The sequence below is a fragment of the Paraburkholderia xenovorans LB400 genome (genome assembly GCF_000013645.1).
In the GTDB taxonomy this organism is placed as follows: domain Bacteria; phylum Pseudomonadota; class Gammaproteobacteria; order Burkholderiales; family Burkholderiaceae; genus Paraburkholderia; species Paraburkholderia xenovorans.
In genome coordinates this window covers 2,217,175-2,235,594 of record NC_007951.1, presented here as the reverse complement: position 1 = coordinate 2,235,594, position 18,420 = coordinate 2,217,175, and the positions used below count along the sequence as shown (strand labels likewise).

Here is an 18,420-nt window from a genome sequence, read left to right as displayed (position 1 = left end):
GCGCAAAGGCCGAAATCAGTCGCGCCGCAGTTCGAGCTGCGCCACCTCGTCGATGCGGTTGATGCCGAGCAGTCCCATATTCGTGCCGATTTCGCGCTGCAGGAGCGAGAGCGCGTACGCGATGCCTATCGCGTCGGCGGCGGCTGCGGCCATCAACAAAGGCCGTCCAACCAGCACGAAATGCGCGCCGCCATGCAACGCTTTCAGCACGTCGGAACCGCGCCGGATGCCGCCGTCATAGATCAGCGCGAGACGATCGCGATCCACCCGCGCGGCAATCGCATCGAGCGCATCGAGCGCGCCGAGCGCGCAATCCACCTGACGTCCGCCATGATTCGACACGATGATGCCGTCGATGCCCGCTCGCTGGGCGAGCAGCGCATCGTCGGCGGACATCACGCCTTTTAGCACCAGACGCCCCGGCCAGCGCTGCCGGATCCGTTCGATATGCGCCCACGACAACGCGCCGCGCCGTCCGATATCGCGCACCAGCGTGCGCGAAAACACCGGTGGCCCGCCGATCGCATCCATATTCTCGAAGCGCAGCGGATGGCGCGTCAGCACGCTCTCGCCGAGCACGCGCCAGCACCACGGAAGCCGCGTCAACGCCTGCCACGCAAGCTGCGCGCTCGGTCTGAACGGCGAGCGGAAGCCGCGCTTGTCGGCGTATTCGTGCTGCGGGTGGACGGCGGTATCGACATTGACGACCAGCGTGTCGTAGCCCGCTAACGCAACACGTTCCAGCATCGGATCGATGCGCGCGAAATCACCGGGAATGTAGGCCTGAAACCAACTTGTCGAGCCCGCCGCGCGCACCGTTTCGAGCGGCGTCAGCGAAGCGCCGCTGAGGATGAACGGCAGCCCCGCCGTCGCCGCTTCACGCGCCAACAGTTCGTCCGCGTGCGCCGCGGCAAGACGGCTGCACCCCATCGGCGCAATGCCGAACGGCGCTGCGTATTCGACGCCGAACAGCGTCGTGCGCGTATCGCGCCGCTCGATATCGACCAGCACACGCGGCACGAAAGCGCGTGTCTCAAAGCCGTACAGATTGCGCCGGTGTGTCGCGCCATCCTCGGACCAGCCGTGCACGTACGCGTACATCGCTCCGGGCAAACGGCGCTTCGCCACGTTCGCGAAATCGTTCAGGCACAGCACGTTGCGCAAGCGGGCGGGTAGATCCGTTTGCTCCGCGCGCCGCGCATGCATCCGCGCTAACGCTGCGGTTCCGCTGCTTGCGCCTGGCCCAGCGCCGTCGGATGCGTCGTGGTTTGCGCCTGCGGCAGCGCGAACATCTCGCTGATCGACACCCCGCCTCGAATGCCATCGATCCACTTCGCCTCCTTCAGCAGATGGGCTTGCGCCGCCTTGAGCACTTCTTCGGCGATCGCGAGCGGCACGATCACCACGCCGTCGTCGTCGCCGAGCACGATATCGCCGGGACTGACAGGCGCGCCCGCCGCCGCAATGGTCGTATCGACCGTGCCACCGAAACCGTGATGCGGACCGCGCGGCACCACCGAGCGGCAGAACATGTTGAACTTGAGTCGCCGCATATCGGCGACATCGCGAATTGCACCGTCGATTACCGCGCCGCCGAGGCCGCGATGCACGGCCTCCTCGGTCATCACGCCGCCCCACACGGCGATGTCTTCCGCGCCGCCTGCATCGACCACGAGAATTTCGCCGGGCCGCGCGCTGCCGATCAGGTTGCAGATCGGCCCGCAGTCGCCGACCATCGTCGCGACCGTGCGCGCCTGGCCGCACAAGCGCACGCCCGCGTTGATCGGCTTGATGATCGACGCCATCACCTGCGTGCGGTTCATGCAGTCGGAGGCGACGGCGGGCGGAATCAGACGCCATTGCGCGAGCACGTCGTCGGAGAGAAGAGTGAAACTCACATAAAGCTGTTGATAGGCCATGACGTTCGCTTTATCGGGTTGAAGGGGTGGCGTGCTGCCAGGCCGGATTGACGTTGTTGCGCAGGCGTCCGTGCACCAGATAATCGACCAGCATCTGCGCGGAGAACGTGCGCATGTCGAGATAGCCGGCTTCCGAATAGAAGGCGGCGTGCGGCGTGACGATGAAACGGCCCGCCAGCCATTCTTCGCCGTTGCGCCACGCTTCGAGCAGCGGCGGCAGCGGCATGGGCGGTTCGTTGGGCAGCACGTCGAGCCCTGCTGCGGCGATATGTCCAGAGAGCAGCGTGCGATACACCGCGTCGACGTCCACCAGTTTGCCGCGTGCGATATTGATGAAGATGCTATTGGGCTTCATCGCCTGAAACTGCGCGTCGCTCATCATGAAGCGCGTGGCGTCGGAGAGCGGCACGTGCAGGCTCACCACATCGGCGCGCGCGAGCAGTTCGTCCAGCGAGCCGACGCGCTCGTAGCCGAGCCCGAGTTCGTGGCCCTCGGGCAAGAACGGATCGTGATAGATCACGTGCATGTCGTGCGCTGCCGCGCGCCGAGCGATCGCCGTGCCGATACGGCCCATACCGATCGCGCCGAACGTACCGCCGCGCAGCCGCCGCACCACCGGCACGTTTTCCGCAACGAAGCCATGCGCCGGATCGGCCTTGATGCGCGCCTGATAGGTGCCAAGGCCGCGCGCCAGGTACAGCATCATCGCGATCGCGTGATCGGCGACTTCGGTGGTGCCGTAGTTCGGCACGTTCGACACCGGAATGCCGCGCTCGCTGCACGCCGCCGTATCGACGTTATCGAAGCCCACGCCGACGCGCACGATCATCCGGCAGCGGCTCAAACGGCTCACCACTTCGCGCGTGATCTTCATGCGGTGCCAGACGAGAATCGCGTCGCACGAGGTCCATTCTTCGTCGGGAATCGCGGCGGCGTCGATTTCGTCGTAGACCTGATAATCGATCAGTTCGCCCGTCACGCCCCGCTCGACATCGAGATCGCGCAGATGCGCATCCGGCACCAGCACCTTCAGTTTGTTCGGCACATGTCCTCCGCCTTGAACGCTCTTCGTCATAGTCAATAACCGTATAAATCAGGCCGCCGTACGCGACAGCACCTTGCCCAGGAAACTCGCCAGACGCGGATCGCGCGGCGTGTGAAACATCTCCGCAGGCGGCCCCGATTCGACGATCGTGCCGCGGTCGGTGAAGAACACCACGTCGGCGATTTCCTCGGCGAAACGCATCTCGTGCGTGACTAGCACGCAGGTCATGCCGTCGCGGCTCAGGTCGCGGATCACCGCGAGCACTTCGCTGACCATCTCCGGATCGAGCGCGGCCGTCACTTCGTCGAACAGGATGATGGCGGGCTGCATCGCCAGCGCGCGGGCGATTGCCACGCGCTGCTGCTGGCCGCCCGACAGCTGCGCGGGATATGCGTCTTCCTTGCCGGTCAGGCGCACGCGCGCGAGCAGATCGAGCGCGCGCTGCTTCACCTCGTCGTGCGGCTGACGCAGCACCTGCAGCGGAGCCATCATGATGTTCTGCAGCACCGTACGATGCGGAAACAGGTTGTACTGCTGGAACACCATCGACACCTGATGGCGCAGCGGCACCAGATCGCGGTCGCGCTTCAACGTCTCAACGGCGAACGAGCCGACGCGGATAGTGCCCGCATCGATCGGAATCAGGCCGTTCAGGCAGCGCAGCAAGGTGGATTTGCCCGAACCCGACGGGCCGATGATGCAGGCCGTTTCGCCCTTGCGGATCGTCATCGAGACGCCCTTGAGCACGTCGGTGCCGTTGAACGCCTTGTGGACGTCGACCAGTTCGATCAGCGGCGCTTTCTGCTGGATCACGTTCATGACTTCTCCCGCATCTGCCGTTCGAGCCGGCGGGCCAGAGTCGCTATTGGAAAAGCGAACAGGAAGAACAGCAGCAGCACGTACATCTGCACCGCGGTCGCGTAGTGCGAGCCGTCGCTGGCGGTGATGGTGTTGGCCACCGACAGCACATCGGACGTGCCCGTCACCACCGCGAGACTGCTGCCGATAAAAAGCATCGCGAACACCGTCATCATGTTCGGCATGATGAACGGGATCGCCTGCGGCACGATTACGTAACGCAGAATCTGGTTCTTGCGATACCCGAGCGCGCGCGCCGACTCCCACTGGCCACTCGGAATCGCCTCGATGCCGCCGCGCATTGCCTCCGCCACGTTCGCCGTAACCGGCAGCGATAAACCCGCCACCGCCTTCACGAACGGCGAAAACGGAATCACCACGCCGAACACCGGCACATAGAACGGCAGCAGATACAGCATCGCGTAGAGCGCGATCAACCACGGCGTATTGCGCAACAGATTGACGATGCCGAGCGCGATGAACCTGATCCAGCGCGTCTGCGCGACGGTGCCGACGCACAGCAGCACGCCCGTCACGAGCGACACGCACATCGCCGCGAGGCTCATCAGGATATTTGCGCAGAAGCCGCCGATGCCCGCGCCGGGCGCACCGGTCAGGAGCATCGCGTTGCGCGCGGCGAGCAGCGCGAAGGCGCCGCCGCTCTGGTGTCCGTAGCAGCCGACCAGCGCCACCACCAGCAGCAGCGGCACGCCGATCATGCCGTACGCGAAGGCACGCGTTTCCGGTTGCATCGCGCGCGACGAGCGGCCGGGTTTGACGGTGGCCGCCGTACTCATACGCCATACCCCGGAATGCGCACCGCGCGGCCGATGCGCCCCGCCACCGTTGATGCGAATGACGCGAGCACCAGATAGCAGACCCACACCGTCAGCATCACTTCGAGATTGCGGAAGTTTTCCAGCGTGATCTGCGTCGCGTAATACATCACGTCGGCGACCGCGACGAACGCCGCCTGTGACGACGTCTTGATCAGACTGACGATGTTGTTGGTCATCTGAGTGGTGGACAGGCGCATCGCCATCGGCAACTGAATGTGCCAGAAGATGCGCAGCCGCGAATAGCCGAGACTGCGCGCGGCATCGACGGTCGCATCGGGCACCGCATGCAACCCCGAGCGCACGATTTCCACCGCGATGCTGCCGTTGTAAAGCGCCAGCGACAACACCATGCACGTAAAGCCGCTGAACACCGGAATCTGCTGACCGGTCGCCAGATTACGCACCGACAAACCCAGTTCCGACAGCGTGAAATACAGCACGAACAACTGCACGAGAGGCGGCGTATTGCGCAGCAACTCGACGACGACGGTGGTCAGCGTCTCCAGCACCGGCACGCGAAAATAGATCAGTGCCGCGCCGATAATGCCGATCACGAACATCAGCGCGATCGCGCACACGCACACCGCCACGGTGGTGCCGATGCCGCGCAACAGCCACGTCTGATAGACCGGATCGGCCAGCCAGGAGAAGTCGAGGCTCATCGGCGTTCCTTGAGCGGCTTTGGCAAGTGCATATTACTTCGAAGCCGCCGCCTGCTGTTCGGTGACGAACTTGCTCGTGCCCATGTTGTACCTCTTTTCCGCATTGACGAGTACGCCCGCCGCTTCAGCCTTCTTGATCGACTGGTTCAGCGCGTTGAGAAACGCCGGTTCGTTCTTGCGCACGCCGCCGACGATCGGCACGAATTCAAAGGCGTCGAGCGCGATCTTGTCCTTGTCCTTCCAGCCCGGCTCGTTCGCCTTCAGCGTGAGATTCGGGCCGTCGTAGGCGATCGCTTCGCAGCGGTTGTCCTCGAACGCCTTATACATCTGCGCCGTGCCGGTGAACAGCACCGTGTCCGCGCCGAGTTTTTCCTGCAGCGTGCGGTTATACATATTGCCTTGGCTGCCGCAAATCTTGCGGCCCTTCAGGTCTTCCCATTTCGTGATGGTGGTGTTCTTCGGCGCGAGCAGCACCATACCGGCCATCATGTAGTACGGATCCGTGAAGTCGATCACCTTCGCGCGATCCGGATTCTTGCCGAGCGTCGCGAAGATCACGTCGATGCGTCCCGCGTTCAGCAGTTCGATCCGGTTCGACGCCACCACCGGCACGAATTCGATCGCGGTATCCGAGCCGAACATGTCTTTCGCGATGAACTTCGCGAGATCCACTTCGAAGCCGACTTCATGACCCTTGTTGTCGAGATAACCGAACGGCACGTAGTCGTTGCGGATGCCGACGATCAGCTTGCCGCGCGCCTTCGCCATCTGCAATTCGTCGGCGTGCGCACCAGCCGATAGCCAGCTGAAGCCAAGCGCGAACATCATCAGGACGACCCACCAGGAACGCTTCGACATAACCCTCTCCAGAAGAAAAGTATGAATTCCCGCTGACCGTGCGGGACCTCGCCCCGGTGCCTGGCGTGAAGCCATTCTTGGTTCGCGGCCTATAATAGTCAAATAGGACAAAATTCATTTCTTATAAGGGTGGCTTATGCGGAAAACGGCTCAATGAACGTTCGTCAGCTCGAGGCCTTTCAGGCTGTGATGTCCGCCGGTAGCCTGACTGCGGCCGCCGGGCTGCTCAGCGTGTCGCAGCCGGCGGTGAGTCAATTGATCGCACAGCTCGAAGGCAACTGCGGGTTTTCCTTGTTCGACCGCGCGGGGACGAAAATGCGTCCGACGCGCGAAGCTGAAGTGCTGCATGCGGAAGTGCAGCGCATGTTTATCGGCGTGGGACGGGTGGCGAACGTGGCCAAGGCGCTGCGCGACCAGACGTGGGGCGCGCTGTCGATCGCATCGTTTCCGGTGCTGACGCGGCGCATGCTGCCGAACATCGTCACGTCGTTCTGCAAGACGCGGCCCGACGTGAAATTCAGCGTGGAGAGCATGCGGTCGCGCTCGCTCGTCGATGCGGTGGCGACGCAGCAGGTCGATCTCGGCTTTAGCATTCTGCCCGGCGACCGTCCCGAAGTGGACAGCACGCATGTGTGTACGCTGCGCGGCCTGTGCATCCTGCCGAAAGGACATCGCCTCTCCAAACGTAGGCTGATCCGCGCGAAAGATCTCGACGGCGAAGCGTTCGTCGCCCTCGGCCCGCAGGATCATTCGCGTTTCCAGATAGACAAGATTTTCGAGGAAGCCGACGTGCAGCGCCGCATCCAGGTCGAAGTGGGCCAATCGGAAACGGCGTGCTCGTTCGTCGCAAACGGCGTGGGCGTGGCGGTGGTCGATCCGATCAGCGTGTGGAACAACGCGGGCGCGGATTTTGTCGTGTGCGCCTTCGAGCCGAAGATGGAATTCGAAATCTGGCTGATCCGGCCCAAGACCGCACGCCCGTTCGCGCTGATCGACACATTCTCAGACTACGCGTGCGCGGAGTTGATGCGGCTGAAGGAAGAAGAAATCGACATCAGGCAGCCGCGCGGCTAATTTTGCTCGGGCACTTCGCCTTCGATCCCGTACACAGCACGCTCATGAAGGTCACAAACAGATCGCCGCCGGGCTTGCCGCTTTTGCTGAAGCTCCAGCGTAGAACGGATTCCTAAGCACTGATATGACGTTGCGATAGCGTATCAACGTCCAGCCGAATTGCGTCGGAATCCTGCCGTCGGTTGGCCTTGGAAAGTGGATCTGTTCGGCCAGAAGCGACAGGAAGGCTTGACGCGCGCTGCCCAGTTCACGAAAGCGGACAAAGATCAGGCGCGTGAGAAAGGATGGCCTCAAGGCCTTGGAAAAGGACCGCGACGAGCGACAGGCTGCAATCGAGAAGGATAAGAAGGACCGGAATTCATTGATCAGCAAGGGGAACGCGGCGCGCGCCCTTCGCCTAGAACAGGTATCAGAAGCGGTCGACCGAAAGCGCCAGGAGGTGGATCGCGCGAAACGGAAGCTCCGTGGGTTGCAGCTCTTGAAGGAAGATGTCGTGGATTTCCGCGCTCGTGAAGCGACCGAACATCTTGCAGACCTCATGCAACGAAGGGAAGAAACGGGGCTATCGAAGCAGGATTGGGATCAATTCAAGCTCGACTTCGCCGGCGACGTCGACGCCCTCCTTGAGACCCGTCTTGGCGAGGCGCGACGAGTTGTCGTCGCCGCGGAGGGAGTGCAGACAACACCGGAGCCAGCGACCGACCCGAATGTCGCATTGATCTCCGACGCCGCCATCTTGAGCGACCAGACACTTGCCTTGCTTGAGCGCGAATTCAACCGATTGAAGAATCTCGTAGGGATCGACGTCCAGAACGCAAAGCGCTACGCAAATCTGTCCGAGAAAATCACCAAGGCCGACTCGGGGCTCAAAAAAGTGATGCAGCAGATCGAGCGGGCCAAAGCATCAGACGCCAAGATAAAGGAGCTCGTCGAAGCGAGACGCGCCGCGTACGCGCAGATTTTTACCGGGATCGTCGAGGAAGAAGCCGAACTTGCGTCGCTGTATGCGCCGATCAAGGAAAGAATCGAGCAAGCCGGCGGATCGTTGTCGAAGCTCTCTTTCTCGGTTAGACGCGCCGTCGACATAGGAAAATGGGCAGCCAAAGGTGAGAGCTTGCTCGATCTTCGCAAGACCGGCCCTTTCCGAGGGCGTGGGGAACTTCAAAAGCGTGCTACCGAAAAGCTCTTCAGCGCCTGGTCGACAGGCAACGCGGCCACCGCTGCCGGAGCTCTGCTCGAGTTCGTCAAGGCAAACGAAGCCGATCTCAGGGCTCACATTCCCGATGGCGACGTTTTCCGTAGTTGGGCGCGGGATGTATCCGACTGGCTTTATAGCACCGAGCATATTTCTGTAGGCTACGGTCTTCAGTACGACGGCGTCGACATCGAGCAACTTTCTCCGGGCACCCGCGGGATTGTGCTCCTGTTGCTGTACCTTGCCATCGATGCGGAGGATGATCGACCGCTCATCATTGACCAGCCTGAGGAGAATCTCGACCCGCAGTCGATTTTCCAAGAACTGGTCAATCGCTTCCGCGAGGCAAAGAAGCGCCGGCAGATCATCATCGTCACCCACAACGCAAACCTGGTTGTGAATACTGACGCAGAACAAGTCATTGTCGCGACCTGCGGACCACACCGGCCGTCTCAACTGCCGGAGATCTCATACGTAAGCGGCAGCTTGGAAAATCCGATTATCCGTAAACACGTTTGCGACATTCTCGAAGGCGGCGAACTGGCTTTCAAGGAACGGGCGAAACGGCTACGCGTCGCTATCTAGCGGGCAACGCCAGCGTGACGAACGAAGCGGGCCCAGCACTCCGAGGCCTGTGGCTCGCCACCAGCGCCGTTTCTAATCAGGGATGAGACGCGCTGCCCATCCCGTATAGTCTGCCGGGCATCGCCTTGAGGGCGTCACGACTGACCGCAGCGGCGGACTTTCGGCGTTGTCGGTGCCGACCGCAATGTCCGATATAAGCCGTCAAGGAGTCTTTCCAGCGTCCACCTTTGGCGCAGACTGAATGTCAGAAACTGGCCGAACCCGGCCTGATGCTGAATGGATCACCGATCTGTCACAGGCCGGCCGGCGTTGGGCTCAGTCCGACCCTGAGCGGCCACTCGGGTTCCTCCCAAGCGGTCGTCGCTCGCACCGTCACCGGGTAACGTTGCTACAAATTTGGTGGTCCTAGGTTTTCCCGGTGGAATCGAATATGCTCCGCTCCTTTCATTTCCGGGTTGCCGTTTCGGAACTCATTCCAGACCCCTTCGAGGGTACGATTGGGCCATAAGTGGTTTATAAGATGAATGTGTGGGCCGCCTTTAAAGTGGTTTGCGTAAGCCCATATATCACGATTGTCGAAGTAGAAGAAGTGCCAATTGGAATGGTCCCGTAGATAGAAAACGTGCCCAACGAGGTATCGCCGCTCGTCAAGGAGCTGATACCACTTCCTCATTGCCTTGGTCGACTCGCGGGTCAATGGCCCGTTATCGATGTTTCCCAGTCGCTTACTGTCTTCGTCTGTCCAAACGAATTTTGATGGAAGAAAGTCCCGCCACGATATGTGATGTACCCAAGGGAGAATGCCTGCGTCGCACGACATAACGAAATCCCCGAAAACGTCTTCAGTTATTGTCGCGTTCTTGCATATTTTCTTTATTTCGCTGAGCTTTGTCGCGCTCAGAATGTCGGCTATCGCCCGCCGCGCTGCGTTGTGGTCCATCCGATCAGTCGCCGATTACACGTCGAAATGATCGAGATACAAGCGCTCAAGCGGTTCACGCTGCGTTCTGGAGCCGAAATCGATCGGGCGTTCTTGCATCCATCGCTGCATCTTGCCCGGAAGTGATTCTAAATAGGCGTCGAAATTATCTGGGTTCGCAAGTAGTTCTTTGATAGCCCTCTCACGCCACGTTAGATGCACATTCAGTAAGTAGGGAAATCCGGTATCGCCTTCACGACTTTTCGCTCCGATTCGAACCCGGGACGGGTGCCCGCTCTCATGCCGGACGACGTCGACAGTGACTTGCTGGGCGTGATAGAGGCCACCGATTCTCTCCGCGATTCGTATCGCGAATTCGTCTTCGAATTTTTGCCAGTCGTTCGCATTCATCTAAACCCCCAAAGGCTCGTCTGAGGGATCAGTATCGCACGAGGCTAATCGCCGATCACGTCTGCCTGAGCGGTATATCTATAGAATGAGAGGCAATACGGTCGAATGTCACACTAACAAAGGACCAAACGATGGCAGAACTCATCACTGACTGCCCGCGATGCGGAAGCGCGCACGTCTCCTTCGATGTCGGGGGAGTCAACCATGTTGACAGGGCATACGACTGGCTGAACAGGTATGAGGTGTTCTGCGTCTGCCGAGGCTGCCATAGGGGCGTCATGTTCTTTATCGAGCAGTGTGTCGTCAACCACGACTTCGATAAGTCAGTCGCTGTGACGGCCTACAGGGGTTCGCTGAATGATTTGTTTGGCGTCAAGGGGCCTATCACATTGAAAGACCGCGACGTTGCGCCTCCGCCTGAGCACCTGCCGGAGAATATCGACATCGCATTCCGTGAGGGCGCGACCTGTATGGGTGTGCGCTGCTATAACGCAGCTGCGACGATGTTTAGACTGTGCCTCGACTTCGCCACGAAGGCACTGATGCCTGATGAGACGCCCGGCCTGAACGCGCAGGGGCGGCGCAGCCTCGGCCTGCGTATGAATTGGATGTTCGAGAACAATATACTTCCCGCGGCACTTCAAGACTTGGCGCAGTGCGTGAAGGACGACGGTAACGATGGTGCGCACGACGGCACACTCTCGGCGGTCGATGCGGAAGACCTGCAAGAATTCACGTTCGAACTGCTAGAGCGGCTTTACACCGAGCCGAAGCGTCTAGAGATAGCCAAGGAGCGGCGTGCGGCGCGACACGCGAAGTCAGCGGGAACAGCGAAGTAGATTTGCTTAAGCTGGCCGCCGTGTCCAAGCTTTACGATTGGCTACGATCTTGAGGCCATCGTCGACTGACCGTTCCTGGCCGCAATGCGTCCCACGCATACGTTGGACGCTTTAACTACCATACAGCAGACATAGCCATCATGGAACGTCAGCAAATGTAGTTGTCAGTTATCGATGAGACCCTAGCGCCGATCCCGATGGTAACCGAAACGGATGGTGCTAGGGTCTCCCGCATCCCGCATCCCGCTGCTGCAGCTTGGCTCAAAAGGGTACACCGTAACGAGCTATCGGGCCGGGTGCCGACACTTGGCTCAACAGGGTTAGCCGTCAATTTGATCCATGTTATTATTGATCCATCATCTCTAATGATCCATTCAAACTATGCGCAAGCTCTACTACGGTCGGATTTCCACCACTGACGGCCAGTCCTCGGCGAGCCAGTACGACGACGCCAAAGCCCACGGCGTGCAGGATAAGGACGTCTTCATTGACGAGGGCGTGAGCGGCTACCATGTTGCCCCCGACCAGCGGGAACAGTGGCGCAAAGCGGAGCACGATCTCCGGCATGGCGGCGTCCTCATCGTGCGCTGGCTCGACCGCATCAGCCGCCGTTACGACGAGTTGCACGCCACCATACGCCGACTGATGGAACTGGGTGTTCGGGTCGAATGCACGCTCAACGGGATGGTCTTTGATGGAAAGGCCAAAGACGCCATCGAGAAAGCAACGCGCGACGCAGTGCTGGCGTTCATGGCCGCGCAGGGCGAAGCCGATTATCTTAACCGTGCCGAAATGCAGCGGCGCGGCGTGGCGATCGCGAAAGCGGAAGGAAAATACAAGGGGCGCTCGCGATCACATGACTACGCTGCGATCAAGGCATGGCGGGCGGAACGCGGCGCGAGTATCCGGGCGACTGCCGAGAAGTTCGGTGTCGGCACTGCTACGGTCAAGCGGGCGTGCGCCGAGGACATGACATCCTGACTGGTAGCCAGCCACGGAAATCGATGCGGCCGGTACCATTCTGAAAATCGTGCAGTATGGGTAACCGAAGTTGGTTGGTCAGTCCGTAGATTGGTCGGGGGAAGGATTATTTAAGGCCCTTGGTGGCTGGAAGGTACGTCGTTCCCAAACCTCATAAAGAACGGCTGACACCAAGAACGTTAGACCCAACGATAATGATCCAATAATCCACGCTCTTTCCGGTAACAGTGGACGGACGCCTATCGCGAATGTTAAACCCAAAGGGATCGTGATAAGAAGTAGCCCAAGTATCTTACTGACCTTGCCCCTGTTTGACGAATCCCATAGCCACGGAAATCAGGCCGCTTCGCCTCGCTGAACTGCGGCCCAGTTTTTCTCGAACGTCATGGGGCTGACGTAGTTGAGCGTCGAGTGTAGGCGCCGCGCATTGTAAAAGCCTAGCCAATCAATCACTTCATCCATTGCGGCACGCCGCGTGGCGAAGTGCCGCCCATGCATACGTGCGACCTTTAGCGAACTCCATAGACTTTCAGTAGGCGCGTTATCCCAACAATCGCCGCGCCGGCTCATTGACGAACGCATGCCATAGGCCTTCAACGTGTCCTGAAACAGGCCGCTGCAATACTGGCTGCCTGTGGCGCGACAATCTGGATGAGAGACGCGCGACAATCAAGTTGAGAATGTCGCGGCAGGAATGATGATGCCGATGTTGATTGACGCTGGCAAGCGTTTGTTGATTGACGCGCGGTGTTGATTGACGCGGGCGAGCGGGTGTCGCGCGACAATCAAGCTGAAGCCTTCCGTCGTTGAGGATTGCTGTGTAATGTGTGACGCCGCAGGTATTCTGGCTGCGCGACAATCAGGATGAGAATGGGGTGGCGTGGAAGGTGATGGGTTGATTGACGCCGGCTAGCTTTACCTGCGAGCCGCGCGTCAATCAGGATGAGACAGCGGGTCAGTTGGTGAGGTCAATGCCGTGCTGATCCTCCTGTGTCGGTGGCACGCCAACGTTCTTTGGTGTCGCGCGACTGGCCGGGCGTCCCGGTTCCTGCTGCTTGCGCTGCAGGGCCGTACGGCGACGGTAGCTTTCGACGTTCAGCTCAAAGATGGTCGAGTGATGGACCAGCCGGTCGACGGCGGCCACCGTCATGGCCCGGTCGGGGAAGACCTTGTCCCATTCGCCGAACGGTTGATTTGCTGTTATGCAAAGAGAACGGCGTTCATATCTGGCGCTGATGAGCTCGAACAGGACCGACGTCTCGGCCTGATCCTTGCTGACATAGGCGAAATCGTCCAGGATGACCAAATCGAAGCGATCCAGCCGGTTGATGGCGGACTCCAGAGCGAGTTCGCGGCGCGCGACCTGCAACCGCTGCACGAGGTCGGTGGTACGCGCAAACAGGACCTTCCAGCCCTTCTCCAGCAGACTCAGTCCGATGGCCGACGACAAGTGCGACTTGCCACCGCCACTCGGTCCCAGAAGAATCAGGTTGGTGCCGTTACGCAGCCAGCCGTCGCCAGCGCAAAGCGCCGAGACGTGCGCGCGGGACACCATCGGCACCGCGTCGAAATCGAAGTTCTCCAGCGTCTTGCCCGGCAGCAGCTTTGCGTCCCTGAGGTGACGTTCGACCCGGCGTCGATCGCGCTCGGCGATCTCGTGTTCGGCCAGCGCCATCAGCAGGCGCGCTGCCGGCCAGCCTTCCGTGTCGGATCGCTCGGCAAAGCTGGACCAGATCTGCTTGATGGCGGGCAGCCGCAAATCGTTGAGCAGCAGCGACAGGCGGGTGGCGTCGATGTCGAGACTCATGCCGTCACCTCCGTTGCCATGTCAAGCAGGGCTTCGTAGTCGCTCAGCGGTGCCAGCTGGACGTTCACCTCCGGCATGCTGTTCGTGCGCTTCGCTTCGAAACGCGAACACAGTGTGTCCAGGTCGGGTAACCGTCCATCGCCCAGACACTGCTGCAGTGCCTGGGCCAGTTGCGCTTCGCAGTTGTGCTCGTGGGCCAGGCTAAGCAGTTCAACCATGGTCCTGCATGCCTGACGCTCCGGGAGCTGCTCGAGCAGGCGATCGAAGGTCAGGCGATAGGCCTCGCGCGGAAAGATCTGATCGCGATAGACCAGGTTGAGCAGCGCCATGGGCTTGCGGCGCAGCGCGTGGATGACGTGCCGGTAGTTGATGACGTGGCCGTGCTTGCCATTGGGGCCCGCACGGCCGCGCTGCAGTGTCATCAGGGCCGTGCCGCCCAGGAACAGCTCCAGGCGGTCGTCATACAGCCGCACGCGCAGGTGATGGCCTATCAGTCGTGACGGGACGGTATAGAACACCTTGCGCAGGACGAAGCCGCAGGTGGTCGTGACGTACACGCGCGTTTCCTCGTAGTCGCACGTACGCTGGACCGGAAGCGGCTGAAGCAGTGCACGCTCGGCCTCAATGCGTTTGCCATTACGCGCGTTGATTCGACCGACGATCTCGTCGATGAAGCGGCGATAGGAATCGAGATCGTCGAAGTCGTGACTGCCGCGCAGAAGCAACGCATCACGCACTGCGTTCTTGAGGTGCCCATGAGGGCTCTCGATGGAGCCGTTCTCGTGGGCAACGCCACGGTTGTTGCGTGTGGGCTGCATGCCGTAGTGAGCGCACAGCGCATCATAACGCGTGGTCAAATCCTCGCGCGCGTCGGCATCGAGATTGCGGAACGCCGCCGACAGGCTGTCGCTGCGGTGCTCGCGCGGTGCGCCTCCGAGTGCCCAGATGGCGTTCTGAAGCCCTTCGGCCAGCGCGACATAGCTCTCGCCGCCGAGAATGACGTGAGCGTGCTCAAAGCCCGAGCAGGCCAGCCGGAAGTGATAGAGGCGGTGGTCCAGCGCGATACCCGCCACGGTGATGCCCAGGCTGTCCATCTCGGTGAAGTCGGACAAGCCTAGCTGACCGGGCTGGTGTACCTGACGGAACATGACGTCACGTTCCTCGCCATGAAGGGCGCGCCAGTCGCGAATACGCCGCTCGAGAGTGCGACGCACGTTGCCCGGGAGCTCGGGATGGCGCCGAAGCATCTCGTCGAGTACGGCTATCGGCCGGATGCCGGGGGCGGACTGGAGCAGCGGCACGATCTCGGTGTCAAAGATCGCGACGAGGGGATCGGCCCGGCGACGCCCGCGCGGGGCCTTCTTCTGCGATGGCAGTCGCCGGTCCCGATCGATGCGATAACCCGTGGCGGCGCTGAACCCGGCGCGCGCAGCCGCTTGAGCTGGTCCTTCCTTGAGTCTGTACTTCATGTAGAGCCTCATCTGATGGTCGTTGATGTGTCGGCCGGGCAACTCAGCCTCCCTTCGCTACATGGAAGAGCTGTTCATACCCGATTTACCGCGACCACCGACAAGGCACCCCGGCAGCGGGGCGGACTCCTCGGCGCGGCGTTGCGGCAGCGGTTCCGGGCTACGCCCTCCACCGCTGCCGCAACGCCAGTACTCTCATCCAGATTGACGCGCTGCTCTCATCTTGTTTGACGCGCGGCAGGCTGCCCCTGTCGCTATGCACGATTACGCCGGCTTCAGGGCGGCGTCGGAACCACGCCATGCGCAATGCGTCCGTGACCAGTTCAGCCTTCATGTGCGGCTGCATCGACCAGCCCACCACCTGCCGGCTGAACAGGTCGATGATGACCGCGAGGTACACCCAGCCCTCGGCTGTCGCCAGATACGTGATGTCGGTCGTCCAGACCTGGTTCGGTGCAGTTGCAGTGAAATTGCGCTCCAGCAGATTTGGCGCAACCGGCAAATCGTGGTTCGAGTTTGTCGTCGCGATGTACTTGCGCTTGTGCCGGGCTCGAATGCCATGCTGTGCCATCAGTTTGCGAACCCGCTCCTTGCCCACGCGCACGCCATGCGTGAGCAGCTCCTTCCACATGCGCGGCCAGCCGTATTCGCCCCTGACCTGCGTGTGAATCGTCTTGATGTGCGCAAGCAGTGCGTCGTCACTCACGCGGCCTCGGTGCGGCTTGGCCTGCGCGGTGCGTTGCCTGCGCTGATGATATCCGCTGGGACTGACTTCCAGCACTTCACATAGCACCGAGACCGGCCAGTGGTGTCGATTGCGCTCGATGAACGCGTACTTCACATCGACTCCTTGGCGAAGTACGCGGTTGCTTTTTTTAAAATATCTCGCTCCATCTTCAGGCGAGCCACTTCGGCACGCAGCCGCGCCAGCTCCATCTGCTCCGGACTCACAGGCTTCGTGCCGGCTCCCGTCAGCTTGCCTTCCCGGTCAGCCTTCACCCAGTTGTACAGCGTCTGTTCAACCACACTCAGTGTCGCCGCCACCGCCGCCATGCTTTGCCCGGCTTTGACCAGTCGCACCGCTTCCAGCTTGAACTCGAGCGTGTACTGCGCTCGCTTTGCCTTGCTTGTCATAGTTCTTCTCCTTGCTTGAGTTTACCTGCTCAGCAAGGGATTCGTTTTTCCGGGGCAAGCTCATACCTATGGCCAAACCAGAGGAAATCGCCCGAGATATTCTCGTTTTACGTCTCTGGCGAAAGCCTCTCGGCACCCCTTTGATTGTTCCCAGCAGCTTAGGCGAGCCAGTTCCTGTATGGAGGATTTCTATCAGCGCACCGTCCTTTGGGTCTAAATAGTCGAAAGTCAGATCGACCTGCCGTACGTCGTGCGGGGACGTGGCCGCCCGAACGCCAAGAACGCTTCTGGTCGTGCTAAGAACGGTAGCCGAGAGAACCTTTGTTTGCGCGCCGTACCGAAGACGAAACGGGTCTGCGCCGACGATGTTGGCTCCTTCCAGCGTCGCACTGCCAGCGTTCCAGAAGCAGACTAACGTTCGGGCGATTCGAGGAACAACTTCGCCGTCATATCGGATTTCGACATTACTAGGGAGTGCCTGACGTGGGCCGCCTACGAGACGTTCAGTTGAGCGGGTTGCAATCGGGACCGGCCGTTTATTTCCTTTTACGTAAAACCATATGGAAAGCAAAGCCGCACCCAATGTAATGGATGTACCTACCCAGCCTAGCCCTATGAATGTTAGAAAATTATTGAGGCCAGTCATTCCCTCCGCTTCCCTTCTGGTGATATTAATGCGACTCAACAAATGACCGAAATATACCCGTGGCTGACTGCCTGAGCAGCTCCGCGTATGATATCCGATCAATCCCCATTCGTCCGCAAACTACCATTGCGTAGATCATGCAATCGCAGGTCGGCGACGTCAGCTTGCTCGAAGACGAACGCATGTAGCATGCGGATTTGCATTCCTCACGGCAAGCAAATGTGCAAATCATTTCAAACGGTAATTATCTCGTTTACTAGTACTTGACTTCCGCTGGCGTGCCAATGTTCCGAGTGGCAAGAAATCGGACGATTGATTACCGCATCACTTTCGACAAAGTGCGACGTCCTTAACCCTGCAATTTCCATCGCCCCTGCAGAACACGGCACGCGTCCGGGCGCTCATAGATACCGCGCCTGATGGCCAAAGCACTATTAGCAAGCGCGCTCAAAGAACTCCCTCCTCAGGGAGACCGAGGTAGAAGCGCAAGGATTTCAACACTTCCACGATTAGAGTTACATGCCCAAGCTCAGCATATTGCTCCATGTATTTACACAATCCGAACTTGCCGTCTTGAGTCCAGCGCCGATGATGTCCCGATCCTGAAGAAGCTGTCTTACCTTCTATGTGCTGAGGATACTCGGTCTCATAAAGTTCACATAGAAATGCGTCAAGAAGGTCTTCTATAACGCAGTCCAGCCCGTTGAATTCTTGATTGGATTCCTCCAAATGCTTGCTTAAAGGTGCCACGTCACGCGACTTACGAGGCATGTTCCGACGAAGCAGGAACACATTTGCGTTCTCTCGAATCGACCGATTTGATTGGCAGATAAGCCTTGTAGCCGACTTGCCTCGGTTATCGCTATCAAGCAATGCTATGGTCCGATATTTCACTTTGCCGTTGGCATCAAGATCAAGCCTAGCCAATTTGAATAGCGCCGGGAAGTTTTCGGTAATTCCATAGGTACCCCCAGCATCTCCGGTGCCAGCAGCGAAAACCGACAAATCCTTACCTAGGAGATGCAGACCGCAATCGCGGTGGTACAGGGCAGCAGCGCGGCGAAAATAGCGCACATCAAGATTCCCCTCCACCATGACGTTGCCCTTCAATAGTTGCCAGCCCATTTGAGCCGCATACCATTGGCAGCCGACCAGAGACATCGATGATTTATCCATATC

General features: G+C 60.0%; 14 protein-coding genes and 3 pseudogenes. 4 read left to right on the top strand and 13 right to left on the bottom strand.

What is annotated here, in order from left to right:
* Positions 1-15: 15 nt before the first annotated feature.
* The 7 genes from BXE_RS09995 to BXE_RS09965 are packed head-to-tail and all read right to left on the bottom strand — an operon-like array spanning position 16 to position 6,181.
* Positions 16-1,206, bottom strand: coding sequence for an alpha-hydroxy acid oxidase (locus BXE_RS09995; protein WP_011488185.1), 1,191 nt, complete (start codon positions 1,204-1,206; stop codon positions 16-18).
* 5 nt (positions 1,207-1,211) lie between these two features.
* On the bottom strand, positions 1,212-1,919 hold the full coding sequence (locus tag BXE_RS09990; RefSeq protein ID WP_011488184.1) for an RraA family protein: 708 nt from the start codon (positions 1,917-1,919) through the stop codon (positions 1,212-1,214).
* A gap of 10 nt (positions 1,920-1,929) precedes the next feature.
* Positions 1,930-2,994, bottom strand: coding sequence for a C-terminal binding protein (locus BXE_RS09985; RefSeq protein ID WP_011488183.1), 1,065 nt, complete (start codon positions 2,992-2,994; stop codon positions 1,930-1,932).
* A gap of 18 nt (positions 2,995-3,012) precedes the next feature.
* A complete protein-coding gene (locus BXE_RS09980; protein ID WP_011488182.1) occupies positions 3,013-3,783 on the bottom strand; it encodes an amino acid ABC transporter ATP-binding protein in 771 nt (256 codons plus the stop codon).
* Positions 3,780-4,619 carry an amino acid ABC transporter permease gene (locus BXE_RS09975; RefSeq protein ID WP_011488181.1) on the bottom strand — a complete coding sequence of 280 codons (840 nt, stop codon included), beginning with the start codon at positions 4,617-4,619 and terminating at the stop codon, positions 3,780-3,782. The genes BXE_RS09980 and BXE_RS09975 overlap by 4 nt, the downstream gene beginning before the upstream one ends.
* Positions 4,616-5,323, bottom strand: a complete 708-nt coding sequence (locus BXE_RS09970; protein WP_011488180.1) for an amino acid ABC transporter permease — start codon at positions 5,321-5,323, stop codon at positions 4,616-4,618. Before BXE_RS09970 ends, BXE_RS09975 begins: the two co-directional genes overlap by 4 nt.
* Positions 5,324-5,356: 33 nt before the next feature.
* Positions 5,357-6,181, bottom strand: coding sequence for a transporter substrate-binding domain-containing protein (locus BXE_RS09965; RefSeq protein WP_011488179.1), 825 nt, complete (start codon positions 6,179-6,181; stop codon positions 5,357-5,359).
* 153 nt (positions 6,182-6,334) lie between these two features.
* Between BXE_RS09965 and BXE_RS09960 the strand changes: the two genes are divergently transcribed.
* On the top strand, positions 6,335-7,255 hold the full coding sequence (locus BXE_RS09960; protein ID WP_011488178.1) for a LysR substrate-binding domain-containing protein: 921 nt from the start codon (positions 6,335-6,337) through the stop codon (positions 7,253-7,255).
* A gap of 271 nt (positions 7,256-7,526) precedes the next feature.
* Positions 7,527-9,035: pseudogene (locus tag BXE_RS09955) on the top strand (TrlF family AAA-like ATPase); the annotation flags it as partial.
* A 955-nt stretch (positions 9,036-9,990) separates the two neighbouring features.
* Here the strand turns inward: BXE_RS09955 and BXE_RS09945 are convergent.
* Entirely contained in the window at positions 9,991-10,365 is a 375-nt protein-coding gene (locus tag BXE_RS09945) for a DUF5594 family protein (protein ID WP_011488175.1), read from the bottom strand.
* A 131-nt stretch (positions 10,366-10,496) separates the two neighbouring features.
* On the opposite strand from BXE_RS09945, the gene BXE_RS09940 reads away from it, so the two are divergent.
* Both BXE_RS09940 and BXE_RS09935 read left to right on the top strand, forming a co-directional pair.
* Complete coding sequence (locus BXE_RS09940; protein ID WP_011488174.1) at positions 10,497-11,204, top strand: DUF4145 domain-containing protein; 708 nt, start codon at positions 10,497-10,499, stop codon at positions 11,202-11,204.
* A gap of 381 nt (positions 11,205-11,585) precedes the next feature.
* A complete protein-coding gene (locus BXE_RS09935; RefSeq protein ID WP_011488173.1) occupies positions 11,586-12,185 on the top strand; it encodes a recombinase family protein in 600 nt (199 codons plus the stop codon).
* Between the two features lie 336 nt (positions 12,186-12,521).
* Here BXE_RS09935 and BXE_RS09930 read toward each other — a convergent pair.
* The 5 genes and pseudogenes from BXE_RS09930 to BXE_RS09905 all read right to left on the bottom strand — a co-directional run.
* Positions 12,522-12,818 (bottom strand): annotated as a pseudogene (locus BXE_RS09930) (integrase core domain-containing protein); the annotation flags it as partial.
* 322 nt (positions 12,819-13,140) lie between these two features.
* Positions 13,141-13,992: an IS21-like element helper ATPase IstB gene (gene istB, locus BXE_RS09925; protein ID WP_011487036.1), complete on the bottom strand. Its 852-nt coding sequence runs from the start codon at positions 13,990-13,992 to the stop codon at positions 13,141-13,143.
* On the bottom strand, positions 13,989-15,473 hold the full coding sequence (gene istA, locus BXE_RS09920) for an IS21 family transposase (RefSeq protein WP_038456258.1): 1,485 nt from the start codon (positions 15,471-15,473) through the stop codon (positions 13,989-13,991). Before istA ends, istB begins: the two co-directional genes overlap by 4 nt.
* A gap of 229 nt (positions 15,474-15,702) precedes the next feature.
* Positions 15,703-16,595, bottom strand: a pseudogene (locus BXE_RS09915) (IS3-like element ISBxe2 family transposase); the annotation flags it as partial.
* Positions 16,596-17,688: 1,093 nt separating this feature from the next.
* Entirely contained in the window at positions 17,689-18,417 is a 729-nt protein-coding gene (locus BXE_RS09905; protein WP_148222937.1) for a hypothetical protein, read from the bottom strand.
* Positions 18,418-18,420: the final 3 nt, after the last annotated feature.

Coding starts and splice junctions, on each gene's coding strand:
- BXE_RS09980 (WP_011488182.1), bottom strand. CDS start 3,783: ATGAACGTGATCCAGCAGAAAGCGCCGCTGATCGAACTGGTCGACGTC.
- BXE_RS09945 (WP_011488175.1), bottom strand. CDS start 10,365: ATGAATGCGAACGACTGGCAAAAATTCGAAGACGAATTCGCGATACGA.
- BXE_RS09995 (WP_011488185.1), bottom strand. CDS start 1,206: ATGCATGCGCGGCGCGCGGAGCAAACGGATCTACCCGCCCGCTTGCGC.
- BXE_RS09905 (WP_148222937.1), bottom strand. CDS start 18,417: ATGGATAAATCATCGATGTCTCTGGTCGGCTGCCAATGGTATGCGGCT.
- BXE_RS09985 (WP_011488183.1), bottom strand. CDS start 2,994: ATGACGAAGAGCGTTCAAGGCGGAGGACATGTGCCGAACAAACTGAAG.
- BXE_RS09970 (WP_011488180.1), bottom strand. CDS start 5,323: ATGAGCCTCGACTTCTCCTGGCTGGCCGATCCGGTCTATCAGACGTGG.
- istB (WP_011487036.1), bottom strand. CDS start 13,992: ATGAGTCTCGACATCGACGCCACCCGCCTGTCGCTGCTGCTCAACGAT.
- BXE_RS09935 (WP_011488173.1), top strand. CDS start 11,586: ATGCGCAAGCTCTACTACGGTCGGATTTCCACCACTGACGGCCAGTCC.
- BXE_RS09990 (WP_011488184.1), bottom strand. CDS start 1,919: ATGGCCTATCAACAGCTTTATGTGAGTTTCACTCTTCTCTCCGACGAC.
- BXE_RS09940 (WP_011488174.1), top strand. CDS start 10,497: ATGGCAGAACTCATCACTGACTGCCCGCGATGCGGAAGCGCGCACGTC.
- istA (WP_038456258.1), bottom strand. CDS start 15,473: ATGAGGCTCTACATGAAGTACAGACTCAAGGAAGGACCAGCTCAAGCG.
- BXE_RS09965 (WP_011488179.1), bottom strand. CDS start 6,181: ATGTCGAAGCGTTCCTGGTGGGTCGTCCTGATGATGTTCGCGCTTGGC.
- BXE_RS09960 (WP_011488178.1), top strand. CDS start 6,335: ATGAACGTTCGTCAGCTCGAGGCCTTTCAGGCTGTGATGTCCGCCGGT.
- BXE_RS09975 (WP_011488181.1), bottom strand. CDS start 4,619: ATGAGTACGGCGGCCACCGTCAAACCCGGCCGCTCGTCGCGCGCGATG.